This window comes from Undibacterium sp. SXout20W (genome assembly GCF_049340285.1).
Taxonomy (GTDB): Bacteria; Pseudomonadota; Gammaproteobacteria; order Burkholderiales; family Burkholderiaceae_D; genus Undibacterium.
In genome coordinates this window covers 45,844-67,019 of the sequence record NZ_JBMPPH010000017.1, presented here as the reverse complement: position 1 = coordinate 67,019, position 21,176 = coordinate 45,844, and the positions used below count along the sequence as shown (strand labels likewise).

General features: G+C 46.5%; 16 protein-coding genes. 11 read left to right on the top strand and 5 right to left on the bottom strand.

Going from position 1 to position 21,176, the window contains the following annotated elements; genetic code table 11:
- Nucleotides 1-76: 76 nt before the first annotated feature.
- Nucleotides 77-1,351, bottom strand: a complete 1,275-nt coding sequence (locus ACO0K1_RS10905) for an MFS transporter (RefSeq protein ID WP_423025568.1) — start codon at nt 1,349-1,351, stop codon at nt 77-79.
- 651 nt (nt 1,352-2,002) lie between these two features.
- Here ACO0K1_RS10905 and ACO0K1_RS10900 point away from each other — a divergent pair.
- The 8 genes from ACO0K1_RS10900 (at nt 2,003) to ACO0K1_RS10865 (ending at nt 7,248) form a co-directional block, all read left to right on the top strand.
- Entirely contained in the window at nt 2,003-2,374 is a 372-nt protein-coding gene (locus tag ACO0K1_RS10900) for a hypothetical protein (protein ID WP_423025566.1), read from the top strand.
- Nucleotides 2,375-2,627: 253 nt separating this feature from the next.
- A complete protein-coding gene (locus ACO0K1_RS10895) occupies nt 2,628-3,548 on the top strand; it encodes a PucC family protein (protein WP_423025564.1) in 921 nt (306 codons plus the stop codon).
- A gap of 10 nt (nt 3,549-3,558) precedes the next feature.
- Nucleotides 3,559-4,374: a phytanoyl-CoA dioxygenase family protein gene (locus ACO0K1_RS10890; protein WP_423025562.1), complete on the top strand. Its 816-nt coding sequence runs from the start codon at nt 3,559-3,561 to the stop codon at nt 4,372-4,374.
- Between the two features lie 17 nt (nt 4,375-4,391).
- The gene (locus ACO0K1_RS10885; RefSeq protein ID WP_423025560.1) at nt 4,392-5,231 is read left to right on the top strand and encodes a carbon-nitrogen hydrolase family protein; all 840 of its coding nucleotides are present in this window, start codon (nt 4,392-4,394) and stop codon (nt 5,229-5,231) included.
- Nucleotides 5,232-5,251: 20 nt separating this feature from the next.
- Nucleotides 5,252-5,452: a hypothetical protein gene (locus ACO0K1_RS10880; protein ID WP_423025558.1), complete on the top strand. Its 201-nt coding sequence runs from the start codon at nt 5,252-5,254 to the stop codon at nt 5,450-5,452.
- A 15-nt stretch (nt 5,453-5,467) separates the two neighbouring features.
- On the top strand, nt 5,468-5,662 hold the full coding sequence (locus ACO0K1_RS10875; protein ID WP_423025556.1) for an alcohol dehydrogenase catalytic domain-containing protein: 195 nt from the start codon (nt 5,468-5,470) through the stop codon (nt 5,660-5,662).
- A 6-nt stretch (nt 5,663-5,668) separates the two neighbouring features.
- Entirely contained in the window at nt 5,669-6,181 is a 513-nt protein-coding gene (locus ACO0K1_RS10870; RefSeq protein ID WP_423025554.1) for a zinc-binding dehydrogenase, read from the top strand.
- 215 nt (nt 6,182-6,396) lie between these two features.
- Nucleotides 6,397-7,248 (top strand): helix-turn-helix domain-containing protein, encoded by an 852-nt coding sequence (locus tag ACO0K1_RS10865; RefSeq protein WP_423025552.1) that lies wholly within the window; start codon nt 6,397-6,399, stop codon nt 7,246-7,248.
- Here ACO0K1_RS10865 and ACO0K1_RS10860 read toward each other — a convergent pair.
- Complete coding sequence (locus tag ACO0K1_RS10860) at nt 7,240-9,186, bottom strand: glycoside hydrolase family 13 protein (protein WP_423025550.1); 1,947 nt, start codon at nt 9,184-9,186, stop codon at nt 7,240-7,242. The genes ACO0K1_RS10865 and ACO0K1_RS10860 overlap by 9 nt on opposite strands.
- An 8-nt stretch (nt 9,187-9,194) precedes the next feature.
- Complete coding sequence (locus ACO0K1_RS10855) at nt 9,195-11,441, bottom strand: GH92 family glycosyl hydrolase (RefSeq protein WP_423025548.1); 2,247 nt, start codon at nt 11,439-11,441, stop codon at nt 9,195-9,197.
- Nucleotides 11,442-11,849: 408 nt separating this feature from the next.
- Here ACO0K1_RS10855 and ACO0K1_RS10850 point away from each other — a divergent pair, with 408 nt between their 5' ends.
- Together ACO0K1_RS10850 and ACO0K1_RS10845 are read left to right on the top strand one after the other, a co-directional pair.
- Nucleotides 11,850-13,184, top strand: coding sequence for an alpha-amylase family glycosyl hydrolase (locus tag ACO0K1_RS10850; protein ID WP_423025546.1), 1,335 nt, complete (start codon nt 11,850-11,852; stop codon nt 13,182-13,184).
- A 44-nt stretch (nt 13,185-13,228) separates the two neighbouring features.
- A complete protein-coding gene (locus ACO0K1_RS10845) occupies nt 13,229-13,702 on the top strand; it encodes a hypothetical protein (protein ID WP_423025544.1) in 474 nt (157 codons plus the stop codon).
- A 166-nt stretch (nt 13,703-13,868) separates the two neighbouring features.
- On the opposite strand, the gene ACO0K1_RS10840 is transcribed toward ACO0K1_RS10845, so the two are convergent.
- Entirely contained in the window at nt 13,869-15,401 is a 1,533-nt protein-coding gene (locus tag ACO0K1_RS10840; RefSeq protein ID WP_423025542.1) for a tryptophan halogenase family protein, read from the bottom strand.
- 118 nt (nt 15,402-15,519) lie between these two features.
- Entirely contained in the window at nt 15,520-18,360 is a 2,841-nt protein-coding gene (locus tag ACO0K1_RS10835; RefSeq protein ID WP_423025540.1) for a TonB-dependent receptor, read from the bottom strand.
- A gap of 882 nt (nt 18,361-19,242) precedes the next feature.
- On the opposite strand from ACO0K1_RS10835, the gene ACO0K1_RS10830 reads away from it, so the two are divergent.
- Nucleotides 19,243-21,087: a glycoside hydrolase family 13 protein gene (locus ACO0K1_RS10830; protein WP_423025538.1), complete on the top strand. Its 1,845-nt coding sequence runs from the start codon at nt 19,243-19,245 to the stop codon at nt 21,085-21,087.
- Nucleotides 21,088-21,176 lie beyond the last annotated feature (89 nt).

Here is a 21,176-nt window from a genome sequence, read left to right as displayed (position 1 = left end):
ATCAAAACGCCAGAACGGCGTTTTGATTTGAATAGATTGACCAAACTAAGCAATCTCAAGGTAACAACGAAGCACTTTAGTTTTTTGCAACAGCGTCATCTTTCACGATCATGGTCAACACGCCGCCAATGATCATGCACAAGCCGCCTAACATCAGAACTTTGACGGATTGGTTATTGAAGAAATTTTTCAATACTGCGCCCAATACAACGCCGGCAATAATCTGAGGAATCACAACAAAGAAATTAAACAGCCCCATGTAGTAACCCATGCGATTCGCTGGCAAGGCACCTGCCAAAATCGCATACGGCATAGTCAAAACACTCGCCCACGCTATGCCGACACCAACCATCGGCAATAACAGCATTTCTTTGGAATGAATTGCAACAATGCTGACCAGGCTGAGACCACCGATAACCAGACACAGCATATGCACAAATTTACGGCTGGTTTTTATCGCAAGTACTGGCAAAACAAATGCCGCCAAGGCTGACACAGCGCCATAAACAGCAAACATGATACCGACCCAGTTGCCGCCATCTTGGTAAGCAGCCGATTGCGAATCCGTGGTTTGAAACACCGTTTCTGCAATCGATGGTGTGGTATAGACCCACATAGCGAACAGTGCAACCCAGGAGAAAAACTGCACCACAGCGAGTTGCACCATGGTTTTAGGCATTTTCGCAAAGCCGCCAAAGATTTCTTTGAGTGCTTTCAGGACACCACTATTTTGTTTCTTTTCTTCCCAGAACTGTTGCAAGTCATGCGGAGGAATTTCTTTGGTGCTAAACACGGTCCACAATACTGACAACGCGAATACTGTGCCACCAAAATAAAATGAATAACGAACCGTATCGGGAATAGCGCCATTGACTGGCACATTGCTAACGCCAAAATAGTTCGTAAACATATATGGCAGCAAGGAGGCGATCACGCCGCCACAGCCAATGAGAAAGGTTTGCATCGCAAACCCTGCCGTTTGCTGTTCCGGATTGAGTTTATCGCCAACGAACGCGCGGAAAGGCTCCATCGATACATTAATCGCGGTATCCATCATCCATAAAACAAGAATTGCCATCCACAGCAAGGTCGAGTTTGGCATCAAAAACATCGCAATCGATGCCAACATTGCGCCGATAAAGAAGAATGGTCGACGACGACCCCATATTGGATGCCAGGTATTGTCGCTCAGATAGCCGATCACCGGCTGAACCAGCATCCCGGTAATAGGGGCGGCCAGCCAAAACAACGCAAGGTCGTCAGGGTTAGCGCCAAGAGTAGCGAAAATCCGGCTAGTATTGGTATTCTGTAGGGCGAAGCCAAATTGAATACCGAAAAAGCCGAAGCTCATATTCCACAGTTGCCAAAATGAGAGCCGTGGTTTGTTGATGTGTGTGTGCATCCTGATGCGTCCCCGTTTTATGATTTTTTTAGTTTATTCTTAATTACTTAGACTGATTTTGTACTAAAACTAGATTCCATGTCAAACAGAGACTGCTCCAAATCGCACAATAAAATGGACAATTTAGTTGACATTAGCGGCAATATAGACTTTACGTCGTATTTTACCAACAGGGTATCAGAGTCACAATGTAGCTATACTACTTTTCATGCGACGCAGATTTTTAAAGAAATACGCGTCGTATTGTAAGCACTTAAAATTACAAAAAATACAATTTTTTAATCGCCGAAGTATTAAAAAATACACACTCTCAGATCACAGAATATCCGTACAACCGACTGCAAGAAGGCGTTGCTATGATATATTCAGGGCAAAAATAGGTTCAGAAAACGAATTAGTACTTCAGTGCAACAATAAAACATCAAATAAATGCAATGTGCTGGCCCGAGTCTCCTTGGTGCAAGCTTGTCTTTACATTGCTGAGGTGCTTTACTGTTTTCTAACACCGACTGCTTGGTCGCACCTAAATGAGAAAATCAACGAATTCCATCAAAATATGGGTCTTAAAAAGTCCCGCAAAGCCTATCAATGAAAGTCACAATGAATCACAAATTAAGTATCGACGAATATGATGCACTCGAGCAGATTAGTAAACTGCCAAAAAACGTCAAGCCTAATGCATGTATTGGTCGCAACACAAAACGCTTATCTGGCATCAAATTAGTTACCTATCGAAAAGACGGCAGTCTGGAATTAACTGAAATAGGTCGCCAGGTATTATTTATTAAACAGTGTATCGATGGCTTGCGCGCCATTTCAACCGACTCTGATGCGCTATTGTCTGGCCCAGTCGCGACTTTTCTGGGCAAAAAAGGGCATATTGAGATCAATCCTGAAACTGGAAAAAACGAGATCAGCGTCCGTGGACGTGAATGCCTGGCCGATATTGACGCGAATACCAAGAGTATTTAATCTTCAGCTCAATTTGTACAAAACCACATGACGCATTAAAAAATTAAAACACATCGATAAGACGCGTCGATTTTTTAATGCAGCACACATTCCCAATCTGTAGCGCGGGGCTACCCCCCGCTGCCATTACCTTTGCGCCGATCTGGCAGGTTGCACCCACGCTACCGATGCAAAAAAAATCCTCGCCTGACAAAGTAGCCTACCTAGTTTGAAAACAGTCATTTGAAGTCATAACTGTATTACTTTGCCAAAAATGACGCCTATAAAATATGGTGCAACATACGATATTTTTCTGGCTGATTTTCTGGCTGATTTTCTGGCTGAATTTCTGGCTGAATTTCTGGCTAACTATTACATGGCAAGGCTCCGCATGCTTGAGACACAACTACGACTATCTACCGGCGATCTTGTCCTTCTAAGCCTGCCAACAGCCGCGGTTGGTTTCTTTTTGTCTGCGATAACGGCGTCGCTAAGCTGGATTTTAAGCACGCGTTATGGCTTGCATATCGATAATAATGCCTTGATATGGCTGGCGGGACCGTTGGCCAGACTTCTGATCCAGCCTTTAGTGGGCTTTTTAAGTGACCGCACGTGGATCTTGGGAAGCAGACGCAAACCGTATTTGCTGGTAGGTGGTCTGACTGGCACTGCGTCACTCCTAGCATTACTAAAACTGAACGACATTGCGGCTTACACAGGACTCAGCCTGTTTATCGTCGCCGCGATGGTGACAATGATTTGTGATCTTAGTATCAATGTCACATTCAATCCTGCCAGAGCACTGATCGCCGATTTAACCACGGCAGGACCACACAGAGTACGCGGATGCACATGGATGCAAACCATTTTCGGCATTCTCGGTATCGCCGCCTATTTCATCTCAATATCACTGAGTAACTATGCATTAATCATCATTACGCCGGTGCTTGTGTTCATACTCTCCATCGCTCCATTATTGTTCATTACCGAAATCCCGCCCTCATCTGAAAAACTATCATCCACTCAGCAACACAATGAATCCTTAAAAAGCGGGACTGCATTCCGGACGTTAATGCCAATGAGTGGCTTTTTGTTTTTCGGTATATTTCGGTATATTTGTCGCCGTCAACAGGCTGGTGTTAGAGAATGCGTTGGCCAGTTTTTACAAAAAATTGTAAACAAAATATCACAATGAAAGAGCGGATATGAGCATCGACATCCATAGCACCTACGATCTCACCGCAGAACAAATCTCCGCATTTGAACGGGATGGTTTTATTAAACTTGCCAACGTACTCTCGCCCGAAACACTGCGCTACTACGGCAAAGAAATAACACGCTTAACGATCGCGCTGAATACCCAAGATACCCCAATGGAGGAGCGCTCGACGTACGACAAAGCATTTTTGCAAATCATGAATTTGTGGAAGCACAGTTCTAAGGTTGCAGAATTCGTTATGGGAAGGCGTCTCGCGCAAATTGCGGCCTCGCTTCTGCGTGTTTCTGGGGTGCGACTTTATCACGATCAGTCCCTATATAAAGAACCAGGAGGCGGCATCACCCCAGCCCATGCTGATCAATATTACTGGCCTATGAATAGCGACCGCACAATTACCGCATGGATTCCCTTGCAGGCGGTACCGCAAACTATGGGGCCATTAGGGTTTTATGCACGCAGTCAATCGGTCAAATTTGGCCGTGACTTAGGCATCTCAGATGAGAGTGAAGAAAAAATCAGCGCCAATATGGCCAAACACGGCTTTGAATTCGTGAGCATCTCATTTGATTTAGGTGAAGTAAGCTTTCATTTGGGTTGGACGTTTCACAAGGCGGCAGCAAATGTATCAGATCATCCACGTTCAGTCATGACTGTGATCTATATGGATGAGCAAATCAGACTAGGAAATGCTCTTTCGATAGCCCAGGAAAATGATCGATTACAGTGGTGTCCCGAAACCTTACCTGGTGAAAAAGTCACCGGAATTAATAATCCGGTGATCTACAGCACCACAACTCAGTAAAGGCATGTAGATACCTTATGAACGAAAGCCTTCGCATCGGTATGGCACAAATGCGCGTGACCCCTGGCCAACCCAGGATCAACCTTTTACATGCCCAGAGCTACATTGAAAAAGCCGCTCTGGCAAAATGCGACGTTGTTGTTCTGCCAGAATGTCTGGACATAGGCTGGGGAGATTTGCGTGCCAGAGAATTGGCCGAGCCACTTCAAGGCACGTCATTTCAGATGTTGGCGTTAGCCGCGCAGCAGCATGGAATACACGTCGTAGCAGGACTCGTTGAACGTGATGGGGAACACCTTTACAACAGCGCTGTATTTATCGATGATCAAGGTGGCCTATTGTTGCATCACCGCAAGATTCATGAACTCGCGGTTGCCGGAGGGATTTATTCAATTGGTGACCGACTCGCGGTTGCGCGTAGCAAACTGGGGATCGTAGGAATAAGTATCTGTGCCGATAATGCGCCCGAGTCGCTGGCGATCGGGCATGTCCTGGCGCGAATGGGTGCACAAATTATTTTGTCACCTTGCGCGTGGGCGGTCGCACCAGACCACGATAATCATATCGAACCTTACGGTGAGCTATGGCGTCGTTCGTACGGCAAACTAGCAGATCTATATGACTTACCGGTAGTGGGCGTGAGTAATGTCGGGAGGATTGAGAACGGCGCATGGAAAGACTGGAAAGTCATAGGTTGCTCGCTTGCCATGCGTGGCGATGGCAGTATCGCCATGCAAGGCGAGTATGGATCAGATGCTGAAAATCTGTACATTTCTGAAGTGCCGCTTAGAAAAATTGTTCCACTTGGTGACGCCGTTATTAACGATATAAGTCAACGTGGACATCGTGATTTTTAACCATCATCAGCAGAAATAATATGCCTATTTTCTTGCAAAATCCCACGCAAAGCAAGGCCGCATCCAAGCATCGTACAGTCAAGAGTTTAGCCGCCATTGCTGACGGCAAAGGTAGCTTTGTCATCGATACCGTTGACGTTCGCGCCCCGTTGACGGGAGAAGTCAGAGTGCGTTTGCCAACTGCAGGTATTTGTCATACAGACCATGCATCACTCAACTGACCAGGACCATTAGTGATGGGGCATGAGGGTGCTGCCATCATTGAGGCGATTGGCGCCGGCGTTGAACATTTTTCTATCGGCCAGCGAGTACTGATGAATTGGGCAATTCCATGCGGTCGATGCCCGCAATGCCTGACTGGTAACAACCATATCTGCGAACGCAGCACGGGTGTCGATCCAAGTCTGGGGAGTAGCAAAGCTGCGGCGTAACATACGTTGTGGCACGGCGAGCCAATCGAACGTTCCTTCAACTTAGGTACGTTTTCTGAATACAGTCTGGTCCGCGCCGAAGCCTTAACTGCACTGCCAGACACGGTTGCCATGAGTCGCGCATGCGTATTAGGGTGTGGCGTAATGACAGGCGTCGGCTCTGTCATAAATTGCGCCAAAGTGCAGCCCGGTGACACAGCCACTGTCGTCGGTTGCGGCGGTGTTGGTTTATCTGCCATTCAGGGCGCACGCATTGCAGGTGCGAGCCAAATTATTGCGATCGACACGCGTGCAGTCAGTCTGCGACGCGCAATGGCTGCAGGAGCGACACATACCGTCTTGGTTGACCCCGACGATCATCACAATGACCGCGTGGTGCAGACCGTCAGCGAACTGACACAGTCTCGTTTTAGTGATCATGCGTTTGAAGCAACTGGGGTTGCCGCGTTGTCTTTTTTGCCTTTGCGATTGGTGCGCAACGGCGGAAATGCGCTACAAATAGAAATCGCGTCAAAATAGCGATTGTTCATTTTCGTCGCTGCCATCGCTGCCATCGCTTTAGGCGATCAGGCATCACTCCCTGCATTCAATCCTCGTCAAGCATCGCTTGATTCGGCCACCCAGCGCGTTTATGATGACAAAACTCGCAATCCGCGTGCGCTCTTCCAATACGCTGACACAGATTGCCAGAGAGCGCTCCAGACAATTGTCGTTTTCGCCCAACAAATAAACACATGAAAATTTTCAATGAGCACGTCAGCCATCCTGATTTATCGTTTCGCTATCTGCGCTTTCAAAATAGCGAAGCCGGTCAATGGCATCGTCATCCACAGATAGAATTAACGTGGATAGAAAGTGGCAATGGTGTGCGTTTTATAGGCGACTCAGCAACGGCATTTGTTGCTGGTGATATGGTACTTCTCGGCCCCAACCTGCCCCACATCTGGCTCTCCGTTGGCGACACAGATGAAGCTGGCCTCTCTGCTACCGTTTTACAATTGCCAGCAGACTTTTTTGAACGTACAGGTTGGCCAGAATTAAAGCAGATCCAGCATGTCATCGATCGTGCCGCACTAGGATTACAGATCAACGGTGAATGCTATCAACGCGTATGCGAGTTGCTGGCTACTATGAGGCATATTTCAAACTTACATCGGCTCCCCGTGCTACTAGACGTGTTTGCAAGCATTCACGATCATTTACCACAACTCAATACCATCGCCACCAGCCGTGGCGCGACAGATAGCGGCACCGAAGACAATAGCCGAATTCAAAAGGTACTTGACTGGATCCAGGCAAACATTGAAGGCGAATTACGCGTCGAAGACGCGGCCGCCATCGCGTGCGTAACGCCAGCCGCTTTCAGTCGCTTTTTCCGGCGCGAGACGGGCAAAACCTATGTCAAATATATTCGGGCGGTCCGTTGCAGTGCTGCGTGTCTACGACTTAAGAAAACCGACCGCCCGATTGCCTTGATCGCACAAGAATGCGGTTTTGCAAATCTCTCTAATTTCAACCGACAATTTTTAGATGAAGTCGGTGTCACTCCCACGCAATATCGTAATGGCAGTGCACATTCACGGTAGCAATTGCAAGATCAACGCTGCTCGTGGTGGCACTATCATCGTCGTACCTAGTTTGCTCGCTTTTCCACTAAGCACATCGATTGCTGTGCTTTTGTTGTTCAGCATCTCGTGGAATCTTTTCAACTCCAGCGTCGTTGCTGCATAGTTTTTATTCAAAACGATCATGTATTTACTACGATCGTCGTACCGGAAATACGCATAGACACCATTATCCGGTGCGTAGTGCATCAAACGACCAGCATGGATAGCGTGAGCCCCTTTACGCCAATTTAATAATTGCCGCATCAATGTTTGCGCTTCAAGCTGCTGATCAGTTAAACCCTGCCCTGTAAATGCATTGACTTTATCACCCGCCCAACCACCAGGAAAATCCTGACGTGCGCCAGCATCGTCGCGTTCTTTTGGGCTAGACATTAAAACTTCCGTCCCATAATAAAACTGCGGGGTACGCGGCATCGTAGCGACATAGACGGCGGCCATTTTATACAGAGCGATATCGTTATCCAATACGCTAAACAGACGTGGCATATCGTGATTTCCCTCGAATAAGACCATCGCTTCCGGATGCGGATACAGCTGATCATTGCTCATTGCACTGTAAAGCTCGGTAAAGCCTGACCCAAAGGTTTCTTCATTAACCAATGCGCGACGCAATGTTTCAACCAATGGAAAATCCATCATGCTGGGCATACTGGAAACATAGCCATCCTTATTTAGCTCACCTTTCAGCCAATAAGCGACCGTCAGCGGATTGCTGCTCCACTCTTCTCCAACCATCGTAAAATACGGATACTCTTGCATAATACGACGCGACCACTTAGCTAAAAATGCGGTATCGGAATAGCCATAAGTGTCAACGCGTAAGCCAGATGAACCCGCATATTCTATCCACCAGATTGCCTGCTGAATTTCATATAACGCAACATGCGGATTTTTTTGATTCAGATCCGGCATCGTCGAGCTAAACCAGCCTTGCGTAAAATTATCACGATCTTCCTGTGATGCATATTGATCACTAATGGCAGAACGTGCATGGCGCGTAGGAATAAAATTCCCGCTGTAGGTTAACCAATCCGGTGCTGGCATATCCTTCATCCACCAATGATTATCACCGATATGATTCGGGACAATATCTTGAATAATACCCAGCCCGTGCGCGCGCGCTGAACGCACCATCTCGCGATATTCTTCATTACTACCAAAGCGCGGATCAATGCGATAAAGATCCGTCATGGCATAGCCATGATAAGAAAAATCATTCTGCCGATTCTCCAGCATCGGCGTTGGCCAGATCATGGTAAAGCCCATGTTGGCGATATAATCAAGATGATCGACAATACCTTTGATATCACCGCCATGTCTGGCGCCGCCATTAGCGCGATCGACTACGTCAGTAAATCCAGGTATTGCGACGGTGCTGGATTGACCTTGCGCAAACCGATCTGGCATCAAATTCAAGATCGCGTCTTTACTGCTAAACCCCTGCCGCTGCGCTGAACCTGGCTGTCTTTGTTGCAATTGATAGGCACGATGTAGCTGCACTCCGTCGCGTTGAAACAGCAAATCAAGAACGCCAGGTTTGGCTTGGGGACTGATCTTCAGATCGATGAATAAATAATTTGGGTTGATGCCGTGCGAAGTAGAAATGATCGTCACGCCCGGATAATTTAGACGGACCTTGGCGTCGGCAATATCAATCCCATGCACCATCAATTGCAGCGTAGGCTCATGCATCCCTACCCACCAGTTGGGTGGTTCTACTCGCTCCAATGACATTGCATTTGTATTTGTATTTGTATTTGCATTTTTATTTGTATTTGCATTTTTATTTGCAAATGCAGGATTTAATTGAAGCGTGATGATGCAAAGTGCAAGTCCGAGACTGACCTTCACATTAACAATATGTCGTTGCATAAGCTGATTAAATAAGTGTGTCATAAGGTCTGCTAGTGTGGCATGTCTTCCATCGAAAAACGCAGCGTGCCGCCATCAGTAATCTGCGCATGGCGAACACTCGTCGCTGATAAACTTGTACCGTTCAAACGCGCGAAACGTGCATAAGGATGCTTGGCCGCAAATTGGTCTGCCACGATATGCATACGTTCACCATGTGCCAGATGCAGTACAGCATCGCGTACTTGCGGCGCCCCCAGTACAAAGTTCCCACTTGCCGGCACGACTGGATAAAACCCTAACGTAGAAAAGACGTACCACGCGCTCATTTGACCCGCATCGTCGTTGCCAATAATGCCATTTGGCTTATCGCTATAAAAACTCGTGATAATTTGCTGTATCCTGGCGTGACCTTGCCACGGACGATCTGTCCATGCATACAAATAAGGAACATGATGTCCGGGTTCATTGCCATGCGCATCTTGGCCTATCATCCCTTCCTGTCCAAGGTACTTATCCGTGTCTACACTACCGATCGTAAAAAAACGATCTAACCACCGCCCGGCACCCGCGGCACCACCCAATAAAGTCACTAAACCTTCTGGATCATAGAGGCCGGCGGCGACAGAGTATTGCCACGCATTGGCTTCGGTATAATCCCCCGGATTATTGAGTGGCGACGTCGCCTTCAGCGGATCAAAGGGAGTACGCCAGCGGCCAGCGCTATCGCGACCACGCATCATCTGGGTTTCCGGATCAAACAAGGCGCGATAGCCTTGCGCACGGCGGATAAAGTTCTGTGCGACATCCGTTTTACCGAGCATGGTCGCTACTCTGGCAACCGCATCATCGCCCCAGGCGTATTCCAAGGTTTTAGAAACGGCTTCGCTCGGGACAAGATCGAACGGTAAATACCCATGTTGCAGATACGTGGTCCAGTCACGCTGCGCCCATTCTGGCGCATTTGGTCTTGGTTCGGTCGATGTCGCTACCATCGCGGCGAGCGCCTGTTGTTGGTCAAACCCATCGAATCCAGCCTGTATGGCGTGCGCAATAAACGGCAATGCCGGATTACCAATCATGCACCAGGTTTCTCTGCCCCAGACCGTCCAGATCGGCAAATATCCGACCGCCTTTTGATGCGTCAGCAGCGTATTCACCAGACCATCAATGCGCTCTGGCACTACCAGTCCTAATAAGGGGTAAGTGGCACGCACCGTATCCCATAACGACAGGGTCGAATAATAGTGTCCTTGAGCCGCATCAATCACTTCGCCATTTGCCCCGCGAACGCGACCGTCGACATCCGCAATATCACTAGGATGAAGCAGTGTGTGATAGAGCGCTGTATAAAAAATCTTTTGTTGATGAATCGGTGCCTGAATCTCTATCCGGCGCAATAAGTCATTCCAGACCCTTGTCGCATCGCTTCGCACATCGTCAAATTTTTTGTCATTCAATGCATCCAAATTACGTTGTGCGCCATCTGCATCAATCGTCGAAAAAGCAATCCGCGCCTGTAACTCATGCTTTTGATGAAGGTCAAATTCCAGCACGTAACGTGGTGCATTATCTCCGGCGCGTGGCGGCAAAGTGATAACGGAAGAAATCGGTTGATCGAAGCGCACGACAAAGCCTTGTTCACGCGTCGACCAGTTGGTCAATTGCCGGTCGCCACGTATTTCACCACGCGCAGCATTAACATTGACATGACTTGATGTAACGGGGGATCGATCGCCAAAACGCAAAATATGCTGAAAATCAACCAACACCTGAACCCGTCCAGACTGCGAAAAGGTATAGCGTTGCAAGGCTACACGTTGCGATGCCGTCAGATCAACCCGAACACCAAGGTCACTAAGACGCACAGAGTAAAAACCAGGACGGGCGAACTCGCTACGTTTATCGTAGGTACTTGAAAAATCTTTTGTCTGACTGCTCCAGAGTGGTCCAGAAGCGGGTTGCAACAATACATCACCTAATTCCGGAATACCGGCACCACTAATATGCGTATTAGAAAAGCCGATGATTTTAGGTGCCTTGTACTGGTAACCAGACGTGTAATCCCAGCCACTGGCAGCATTATCCGGGCTCGGCGCAACCATGCCAAACGGCACAGATGCACCCGGGAAAGTATGTCCTGTGCCTTGCGTCCCGATCAAAGGATCAACCAAATCGGCGGGTGAAATTTGATGATGTGCCGCATACGTCGGCTCAAGTGTTGACATCATCCATAAACCGAACAACAAATCGAGCAACAAAGCGCATCGATATGAACTTCGGATGTTACTTATTTGCATCACGTCTCCTAGGATGTCAGGATTAACTTTTTTCTATTTCCGTTTTACATCGGACTATTTTTTCACAACTAAGTATATTGAGAATACGCACTGACGCAAACGGAGCAAAGGAAACAGAGTATGAAAACAATCGGGACGGGTAATTTATTTCATATTCGTCTGATCACCTTCATATTTTGCTACCAAACAAATTTGGCAAGCGGCACCCACCATTCAAAATCACAAAACAATAAAAATAAAACACATCAAAATGTAGTTTTAATACACAGAATTAATTACCCTATTTTGACGAATATGGCACAATAGAGCAATTAATTCAGTCATAAAATGATTCTTTAATCCATTTTTTATAATAGTTATGAATTATTACTACATAAATTGTCACATCCTTATTCGACTGGAGTGTCCATGAAAAAAACATTGTTAGCTCTTTTGTGTGCATTTATTACAAGTGCTGCATCAGCGCAAAGCGTGAGTACCGTAGTGCATCCTGAGTGGAGTAAAAATGCGGCGATTTATGAAGCGAATATCCGCCAGTATTCACCGGAAGGTTCGTTCAAAAAATTCGAAGAATACTTGCCAGAATTAAAAAAAATGGGTGTTGGCGTGATCTGGATTATGCCGATTAATCCGATTGGCAAAGTGAACCGCAAGGGCACACTTGGCAGCTATTATGCTGTTGCGGATTACACCGCAGTGAATCCAGAATTTGGTACCCCGGAAGACTTTCACCACCTCGTGAATGCAATTCATGCGCAAGGCATGAAAGTGATTATCGACTGGGTTGCCAACCACACCGCGTGGGATCATCCTTGGGCTAAAACTCACCCTGAATATTACATCCATGATGCAAAAGGTAACTTCGTCCCTCCCGTACCGGACTGGGCTGACGTCATCAAATTGGACTACGGCAATGCGCAATTGCGCAGCGAAATGATCAACGCACTCAAATATTGGATAAGCAATTACGACCTTGACGGTTTTCGCTGCGATGTGGCGGCGATGGTGCCAACTGATTTCTGGAATGACGCTCGTACACAACTAGACCAGATCAAACCGGTGTTCATGCTGGCAGAGGCAACCGAACGCGACTTACAGGAACATGCATTTGATATGACCTACGGCTGGCAATTCAAGGATGTCTGGGGCGATATTGCCAAAGGGAAGAAAAATGCCGCTGATCTGGTTGCCTACTTGCATGGTGAAGAAGCCGGCTATAACCCCAATTCCTACCGCATGCTACACACGTCCAACCATGATCTGAACTCATGGGAAGGCACAGAGTTCGACCGACTCGGCGACGCGGTCGAAACCTTCCTGGTGTTATCGAACACCCTCAAAGGGATGCCTTTACTCTATCAAGGCCAGGAAGCAGGAAACACCAAGGCGCTAGATTTTTTTGAACGCGATCCAATTATCTGGAAAGATCATCCATACCGAGCCCTGTACACAAAGCTGTTCCATTTAAAACAAACCAACCATGCTTTATGGAATGGACTTGCCGGTGGCCAGCCGCAGTTGATTAAGACGGCCGACGACGACCATATTTTTGCATTTTCACGCAGCAAAGATAACGATCAGATCATTGGCATCTTTAATCTATCCGATAAAGCGCGCAAATTCAGCTCAAATGATCCTATACTGCAAGGTAGTTTTACCGATCCGCTAACTGGCCAATCCGGCCAATCAGCCAGTGCGCCAATTGAGCTCAAAGCGTGGGAATACCGGTTATTAGTAAAATAAAAAAACATAACAAAGTACGCTAAGAAATTTTTAAGGAAAATCAAATGAAAAAACATATCGCCCTATTTTCAGGCCTCACCCTGACCATCTTACTATCTGGTTGCGCTACCGATTCACGCAACACAGGCATGCTCACTTTTGAAAGTAAGCCGGAGGGCGCCACTATTTACGAAGGCACTACCGTATTGGGCGTAGCGCCAGTCACGCATACGTATATCTTCCCGGAAAACACGACTACCTTAGAAACACCGGTGGTAACAGCTGTCTGGCCAAGCGGCGCAAAGTCGACGTATTGGACTTACCTGCCAGCACATGCTGACCTAGCTGCTACCATCAATCGTCCTGCTAATGCACCTGGTCTGGAAAAAGATCTGGAGAATGCCAAGGCAGTAATTGAAGCTACCGCCAAAAATGCGCAACGTAAAAAAGAAAGCGACGCCCATGATCTGGCACGCGGTTCAGCACGCTGTGCTACTGAAACTCGTACTGGCGCGACTAGCACCGTCGATTGCTTTTAATAAACGGATGCTTGCCATCTAAAGCCATCGCGTTTTTTGGTTTTTTGGTTTTTTTAATTTTTTAGTTTTATTTTTTGTTCTGATTTTTTTGTTCTGGTTTTTTCAACCGTTTTCTCCCTTTGTATCTCCCTTGTCATCAACTCCCATTGACAAGGGAGATAGCGTTTTACGCAGGGGGATTCGCCGGACAGTAGCCCGCAATGAAGGCAGCATGGGTCGGCATTGCATTGACACATTTTCGAATCAATTCTTCCACGTCGCTTAAATATTGCTGCGTTTCTTGCTCACTGATCAGGTCAACCAAAGGGTTATATGATTGCGGTCGCATACGCTGACCATACATCACTTGCAACCAACTTGGTTTGGCAAATAGCTCATTACCTTCACGGTAAGTTCTGCCATTACTGAGAAATAAATCCATTTTTTGTTGCAATGATTCCGGTATTTCCATCTGACGGCAATAGTCCCAGAACGGCGAATCTGAACGCTCAGTCGCTTTATAGTGAAGAATAATAAAATCACGTGCCCACTGATATTCATTACTCATTACTTCGTTGTAATGCTGCTGATCCGCAGCATCAAAACCGGCTGATGGAAAGTGACTGATCAGATGAATGATTGACTGTTGAATCAGGTGAATACTGGTTGATTCCAAAGGCTCGATAAAACCACACGACAAGCCAACTGCGACGCAATTCTTGTTCCAGGCTTTTTTGCGACGACCTGTTTGGAACTTAACTGGACGCGGCTCAGCCAGAGCCTGACCATCCAAATTATTCAGCAATATAGACGTTGCCTCATCCGTGCTCATATATTTACTGCAAAAAACATGACCGTTACCGATGCGGTGTTGCAATGGAATTCGCCATTGCCATCCAGCAGCATGGGCAGTTGAACGGGTGTATGGCGTCAATTCGGGCGCCGATGCACAGGGGACGGCAATCGCTGTATCACACGGCAACCAGTGCGACCAATCTTCATAGCCAGTGTGCAGCGCTTCTTCGATCAACAAAGCACGGAAACCCGAACAATCGATAAATAAATCGCCTTCGATTTCTTGCCCGTTTTCCAAAACTATCGCATTAATATGACCGTCTTGCGGACGTACTCCAACATGTTTAATCTTACCTTCCACTCTCACCACACCCAGCGCTTCGCTAAATTGACGCAAAAATTTGGCGTACAGGCCAGCATCGAAATGATAAGCATGCGCAATCTGGCCCAGTGGTGAATTGGGCATATCGGTTTGTGCCGTAATAAATTTGTTCTGCAAACAAGCGGCAGTATTGATCGAAAAATGGTCGAGACCCGAGACCTTGCCGGCTTGATGATGCTTAAGCCAATACTGGTAAAAATCGACGGTGAAGGTCTCCTGTCCTATAGAGCCAAAACCATGAATATAGCGGTCACCTATTTGCCCCCAATTGACGAATTCTATCCCTAACTTAAACGTGCCTTGGGTTGCACGCATAAAATCAGACTCGTCGATCCCAAGAATATTATTAAAATGGCGAATCATCGGTATGGTTGCTTCACCAACGCCGATCGTTCCAATTTGATCCGATTCTACGAGGGTAATGCGGTATTTCCCCTTGAGGGTTTTCGCCAATGCCGCGGCGCTCATCCAACCGGCGGTACCGCCGCCGACAATCACGATGTTGTTACATTTGTTTGCTGCAGGTAATATTTGCTGTTCCATAACGGCTCATCGTTAAGTAAAAGTATCTGTATCTGTTCTGTATCGTACTCTATTGAAAAAACCCCTGCCACACATCGTTGACAGGGGTTTTGTAGATACAAGGCTTCTGATTACTAAATTACATTTTGTAATTCAGGCTCAGGAAGTAAGTTGCACCAGTTTGAGTTTTGGTATTCACTGAGCCATCACCATTGTTCAACTGATAGTATGGATGATTCAGGTTATTACCTTCAAAGCGCACTGACAAACCTTTCATTGCACCAGTCTGGATCTCGTAACCAACCTGAGCAGAGATCCAACGTTGAGGCTGGATGTACAACAGAGAAGGATAACCACCAACAGTTGCATTGCCTACGCTACCAACATATTTGGAACGCATGTTCTCAGCAACAAAGGCACTGAAACCATTCTTCTCGTAGTACACCATCAATTTATCATTGATTTTTGACAAACCTGGCAACGAAATGCTACCTGCATTAGGTGCCTGATCAGGGTTCAAACCGATGCTGTTTGGCAGTTGTACGCTACTGTTAGTATAAGAATAACTTGCAGTCACGCCGAAACCATCGAGGTATTTAGATACCATTTCCAACGGTAAAGAAGCAGTTAATTCAGTACCGTACAGATTGCCACCAGAACCATTTACAGTCGATGTGTAAATACCTTTATTGCCACCAGCAAGAGGCGTCTGGCCGAAAGCCGTTAAATAAGGTGTGTAATCAAATGAAGTGTTTGTATATGGCACGATATAAGTATCGAGCTTTTTATAGAACACAGCAGCGCTTACATAACCCTTTTTAGCAAAGTACTTTTCTAACGAGAGATCAAACGCATCAGCCAGGAAAGGCTTCAGGTAAGGATTACCAGAAGAACCTTCAAAACGTGGTACCACAGGTTGACCAGCAACTGTCGTTGGGTTGTTATTAACAGCAAATGAGAACGAACCACGCATATCCGTCATGTTTGGACGTGCAACTTGACGCGACAAGCCGAGACGCAATGCAACATCGTGGCCAAGATCACCATTCAAATTCACCGATGGCAAGAAATCAGTGTATGACGTTTCTTCCGTCGTCATACCGCCACCAACTGCAGGATTATTCAGTACTGGCGTTGAACCAACACTTGCCTGGAAGCCGGAACCAGATTGTGTTGTACGCACAACCTGCAGACCAACGTTACCACGTACAGGAATACTTGCAATCGCGGATTCAAGATTCAACTTTCCGTACAAGGTCGTTACTTTTTCTTCGACGCCCCATGTTTTAGAGAGAATGTCGTTATTATATTTACGTTGCAGCATCGTGCCAGGAACCAGATCTACGCCAGGATTAAATCCGAGCATATTGATACCTGTACCACCAACGTTACTCACAACGGCTGCGCCTGCTGGGAATGGAACACGTGCGTAACCATTATTTGCAGTGGAAATAATCAAACCTTCATCGGTAGTACGGTCTTTCGTACGATCAGTGTAGTTCAGGCCGAATTTAACATCCGTAAACATGCCTTCGCTGAAGTCTCTCTTCAAGTCAAAACGGATCGCTTTGACTTTATCCATAATCGTCGGGCCTTTTGCGTAACCAGCCTGAGAAACGGAACTGCATGAAGGATCCTTAGGCACCAATGGACTTGTAATACCACTCCATCCGCATTGGTTACGAATCGCAACTGTCGATGGGTCCGTCAAGCTAGCACCATACGCCAGTTGTGGCACGTTGCTACCCAGGCCACTCATGGTCAGTGTCTGAGGCGTTACCAGACCAGCATAATATTCATCATCACGCTGCACGCTTTGCGCAGAGTTGTAACTCAAATCTAAGACAGCAGTCCAATTATCGTTGATCTTCAGTGTATTTTTCCAGCCCAAAGATTTGATCGTGTCATTTTCCAAAAGACCTTCATTTCGGTCAATCAGGCTAACACCGTTCATCGTTGTGCTTGTGGCTACGCCACCTGCAATTGTGGTGTTCGTGAAATTACCGCTACCTGGAATTTGCAATTGACTGATCTTTGTGTAATCTTCAATTTTTGAGTAGAACACATCCAATTGGCTGTTGAAATTTTTGTTTGGTTTGTACTGCAAAATAGCAGCCACACCCGTGCGCTTGTCGCTCACAGTTTGGGTGTCAATATTGTAGCCATTACCACCTGGAACAGTCACATTAGCAACCGTGGCGCCTGTCGTGTCCTGAACATTGCCTTTGTAGTCACCCCAAGTACTATAGTCATTATGACCAGAATCACTACTCTGATGCACGATACCGAGCGCTACACCGATAGTACGGTCAGCAAACTGGTCGATATAAGTGAATGTTTCACGTTGACCAGTACCTTGCACTTGCAAGCTAACACCGTTTTTGGTTTTTTGTACACCAACGCTGACAGTACGTTTTGGGAACGCCAACGGATCAATTAATTTTTGGTCGATCGTACCAGACAAGCCCTGACCAACTACTTCTGCGTCGTTGGTTTTGTAAACAGTCGCACCACTGATCAATTCAGCTGGGTAGACACTCAGATCGACAGCGCGGCTGTCAGCGGTACTTGTTTGTTCACGACCGTTCAGCAAGTAACCCGCGAAATCTGGGCTCAAACCACGAATACTGATGGTTGTCGCGTTACCATTTTTATCACGCTGCGTGGTCAAACCTGGCAGACGTGCCAGCGATTCAGCGATGGTGGTGTCTGGCAATTTACCGATATCTTCCGAGGAAATCGCTTCAACAATGGAAGAATTATCTTTCTTCACAGAGATCGCGTCTTCAATACCTTTACGAATACCGACCACTTCAACCACATTCGTTGGCGCCAATGGTTTAGCGGTAGTATCGGCTTGTTGTGCGTACGCACTTTGTGTCGAAAGCGACAACATCACGATACATGCAGCTGCGATTGGCGTTACTTTAAATTGGTAACTCAATGCCGCATCGTCTCGTTTTTTTTCTTTTTTACTCATTACCCGTCTCCTTGGTTTTTTTTGCATAACTACAGCGTGGCAACATAACTTCAAATTTGACGTGGCAAACGCCCCCCAAAAGCAAATGCTGCATGTTTAGTTTGTACTAAACACAAATGCAAAGTCAATGTATTTGAGTTACATTTTGGTGTAAAACTACAAGTCTCCTCGGAGACCACTCACACAAGATGTTGCTTTTACCCGACACATCAACATTTTTTGTGTAGTCAGACTACACAAAAAACAAGCGCCAACTACAGACCTGGCAAGAATATCCTCGTACTCCTCAACGTCCACAGCAGGAATGGATCTCGCTTTATAGACAAAACATCATGAACAACATCACGACGATGACATTTTAGGCGACAAAAAATTTACTTCAAGAAAGTAATTTTTACGCCCACTGAAAACAAGGAAAGAAAGAAGAGGTAAGCAACCTACTCAGGTTTAACCCCAAACCATCCTATTAACCCACTCATCTACAACAAATGAACAAGTAGCAATATTTCAAAAAAATAGTTGTTAAATAACTGTAGTTTCGCTACATTTCATGACTAGTTCTTCTCCGAAAAGCACTTCAGCATGATGGTAAAGGGACGTATTAGCTGCACCGAAGAGGCATCCACAGCAGATCGGTCACCAAACCATCGTCCGCAGATTGACCCCGTGCAATGCGTAAAATAATCAGATCTTTTACATGCAAATTATTTACATTAAAACAATCTTGATCACCTGTAGAACTTCGCAAATTTGCCCCGACAAGACGAGGCGTCAGAGACAGTAAAAGAAAGATGGCTTGGCACTAGAAGGCTACTGTAGGATTTTGCGTAACTCCTACGCTGTCAGAACCTAAAATACGAATACACATCAAGGATTGAGCACATGTTGAAACGAATGATTGTGACGATGGCAACCCTGGCGGTAACGCAATTAGCAGCCGCAACAGACATTGAGCGGATTGAACCAGGAAACTGGTGGGTTGGCATGAAATCCGGGCATCTTCAGCTCATGGTGCATGGCACTGACATCGCCGACACAGTCCCTGAAATCGATTACCCAGAGGTACAAATTGAAACTGTGACGCGCGTCGCTAACCGAAATTATCTTTTCATTGACTTGCGTATTTCCCCTAACGCGCAAGCCGGCACCGTGATGCTGCACTTCCGCCACGGCAGCAAAGACTTACAGTACACCTATTCTTTATTGCAACGCAGTCCAGACTCCGCAACACGACGCGGCTTTGGCAACGAAGACGTGATACTAAATTTGATGCCAGATCGTTTTGCAAATGGTGACCCCACCAACGACAACCAACCAGGCTATTTTGATCAAGCGAACCGCAGTAGCAACGCAGCAGGTCGGCATGGCGGCGATATCAAGGGCATAAGCGATCATCTGGATTACATCTCCGGCCTCGGCTACACAATGATCTGGCCTACGCCACTCGTCGAGAACAACCAGAAGGCCTACTCTTACCACGGCTATGCCGCGACCGACACCTACAAAATTGATCCTCGCTATGGCAGCAATGAGGACTTCAAAAATATGGTAACTCTCGCCAGACAAAAGGGCATAGGCGTGATTCAGGATATTGTCTTAAATCACATTGGTTCCGAGCATTGGTGGATGAAAGATATGCCAATGAACGACTGGATCAGTTTTAATGGGCAATTTGTTCCAACCAAGCATGCCCATAGTGTCATCGGCGACCCCTATGCTTCCGAGGAAGATCGAAAGAATTTTACGCAAGGATGGTTTAGCGACAATATGCCAGATATGAATCAGAAAAATCCTCTGGTAGCTACGTATCAAATTCAGAACTCAATCTGGTGGGTCGAATATGCAGGTTTGTCCGGACTTCGGATTGATACCTACGGTTATTCAGACACAGCATTTTTGTCAGAATGGTCGCGGCGCCTGACAGAAGAATATCCGAATATGAATATGGTCGGCGAAGAATGGAGCCTGAATCCTGCCACGGTCGCTTACTGGCAAAAGGGAAAGATCCATAGCAACGGTTATGTTTCTTATTTGCCGAGTTTAATGGATTTTCCGCTACAAGATGCAATGCGTACCGCAATGGGCGAAGCCGAAAGCGATTTTACGGGACTGGTCAAACTGTACCAGGCACTTGGCAACGATAATCAATATCCAGATCCAGACAATCTGGTTTTATTTGAAGGAAATCATGATCTGAGCCGCCTGTATACCGTACTTCACAATGATGCGGAACTGGTCCGGCTTGCCATCACATATGTGGCCACAGCACCGCGTATTCCACAATTTTATTATGGTACTGAAGTACTCATGACGAGTGAGAAAGAGAGAAACGATGGGGAAACACGCAAGGATTTCCCGGGTGGCTGGCCACATGATGCAGTCAACGCTTTCACAGGAAAGGGATTGAACAAGGAGCAGATCGACACGCAAAACTACATGAGAAAATTACTGCAGTGGCGCAAAAATCAGCCCGTCATACATCACGGAAAAATGCTGCATTACCTACCTGAAAATGGAACCTATGCTTTTTTCAGATACGATCAAAAACACATCATCATGGTCGTTTTAAATAAAAATAAAACCGAAACTGTGCTAAAAACCAAGCGCTTCCATGAAATTTTAACAGGCCATCATTCAGCATTTGACGTCATGCGCAACAAAGATGTTGACATTACAGAGTCGCTTACCGTGCCCGCCAGATCGGCTTTAGTTCTGGAAATCAAATGACATTACTGAAGCAAAACCTGGAATAAATTTGACGGTTTGCACCCACCCTAAACATAGGGTTGATGTTGATGTTGATGTTGATGTTGATG

Coding starts and splice junctions, on each gene's coding strand:
- ACO0K1_RS10860 (WP_423025550.1), bottom strand. CDS start 9,186: ATGACACACTTATTTAATCAGCTTATGCAACGACATATTGTTAATGTG.
- ACO0K1_RS10905 (WP_423025568.1), bottom strand. CDS start 1,351: ATGAGCTTCGGCTTTTTCGGTATTCAATTTGGCTTCGCCCTACAGAAT.
- ACO0K1_RS10895 (WP_423025564.1), top strand. CDS start 2,628: ATGACGCCTATAAAATATGGTGCAACATACGATATTTTTCTGGCTGAT.
- ACO0K1_RS10890 (WP_423025562.1), top strand. CDS start 3,559: ATGAGCATCGACATCCATAGCACCTACGATCTCACCGCAGAACAAATC.
- ACO0K1_RS10885 (WP_423025560.1), top strand. CDS start 4,392: ATGAACGAAAGCCTTCGCATCGGTATGGCACAAATGCGCGTGACCCCT.
- ACO0K1_RS10855 (WP_423025548.1), bottom strand. CDS start 11,441: ATGCAAATAAGTAACATCCGAAGTTCATATCGATGCGCTTTGTTGCTC.
- ACO0K1_RS10830 (WP_423025538.1), top strand. CDS start 19,243: ATGTTGAAACGAATGATTGTGACGATGGCAACCCTGGCGGTAACGCAA.
- ACO0K1_RS10835 (WP_423025540.1), bottom strand. CDS start 18,360: ATGAGTAAAAAAGAAAAAAAACGAGACGATGCGGCATTGAGTTACCAA.
- ACO0K1_RS10840 (WP_423025542.1), bottom strand. CDS start 15,401: ATGGAACAGCAAATATTACCTGCAGCAAACAAATGTAACAACATCGTG.
- ACO0K1_RS10845 (WP_423025544.1), top strand. CDS start 13,229: ATGAAAAAACATATCGCCCTATTTTCAGGCCTCACCCTGACCATCTTA.
- ACO0K1_RS10865 (WP_423025552.1), top strand. CDS start 6,397: ATGAAAATTTTCAATGAGCACGTCAGCCATCCTGATTTATCGTTTCGC.
- ACO0K1_RS10875 (WP_423025556.1), top strand. CDS start 5,468: ATGGGGCATGAGGGTGCTGCCATCATTGAGGCGATTGGCGCCGGCGTT.
- ACO0K1_RS10900 (WP_423025566.1), top strand. CDS start 2,003: ATGAATCACAAATTAAGTATCGACGAATATGATGCACTCGAGCAGATT.
- ACO0K1_RS10850 (WP_423025546.1), top strand. CDS start 11,850: ATGAAAAAAACATTGTTAGCTCTTTTGTGTGCATTTATTACAAGTGCT.
- ACO0K1_RS10880 (WP_423025558.1), top strand. CDS start 5,252: ATGCCTATTTTCTTGCAAAATCCCACGCAAAGCAAGGCCGCATCCAAG.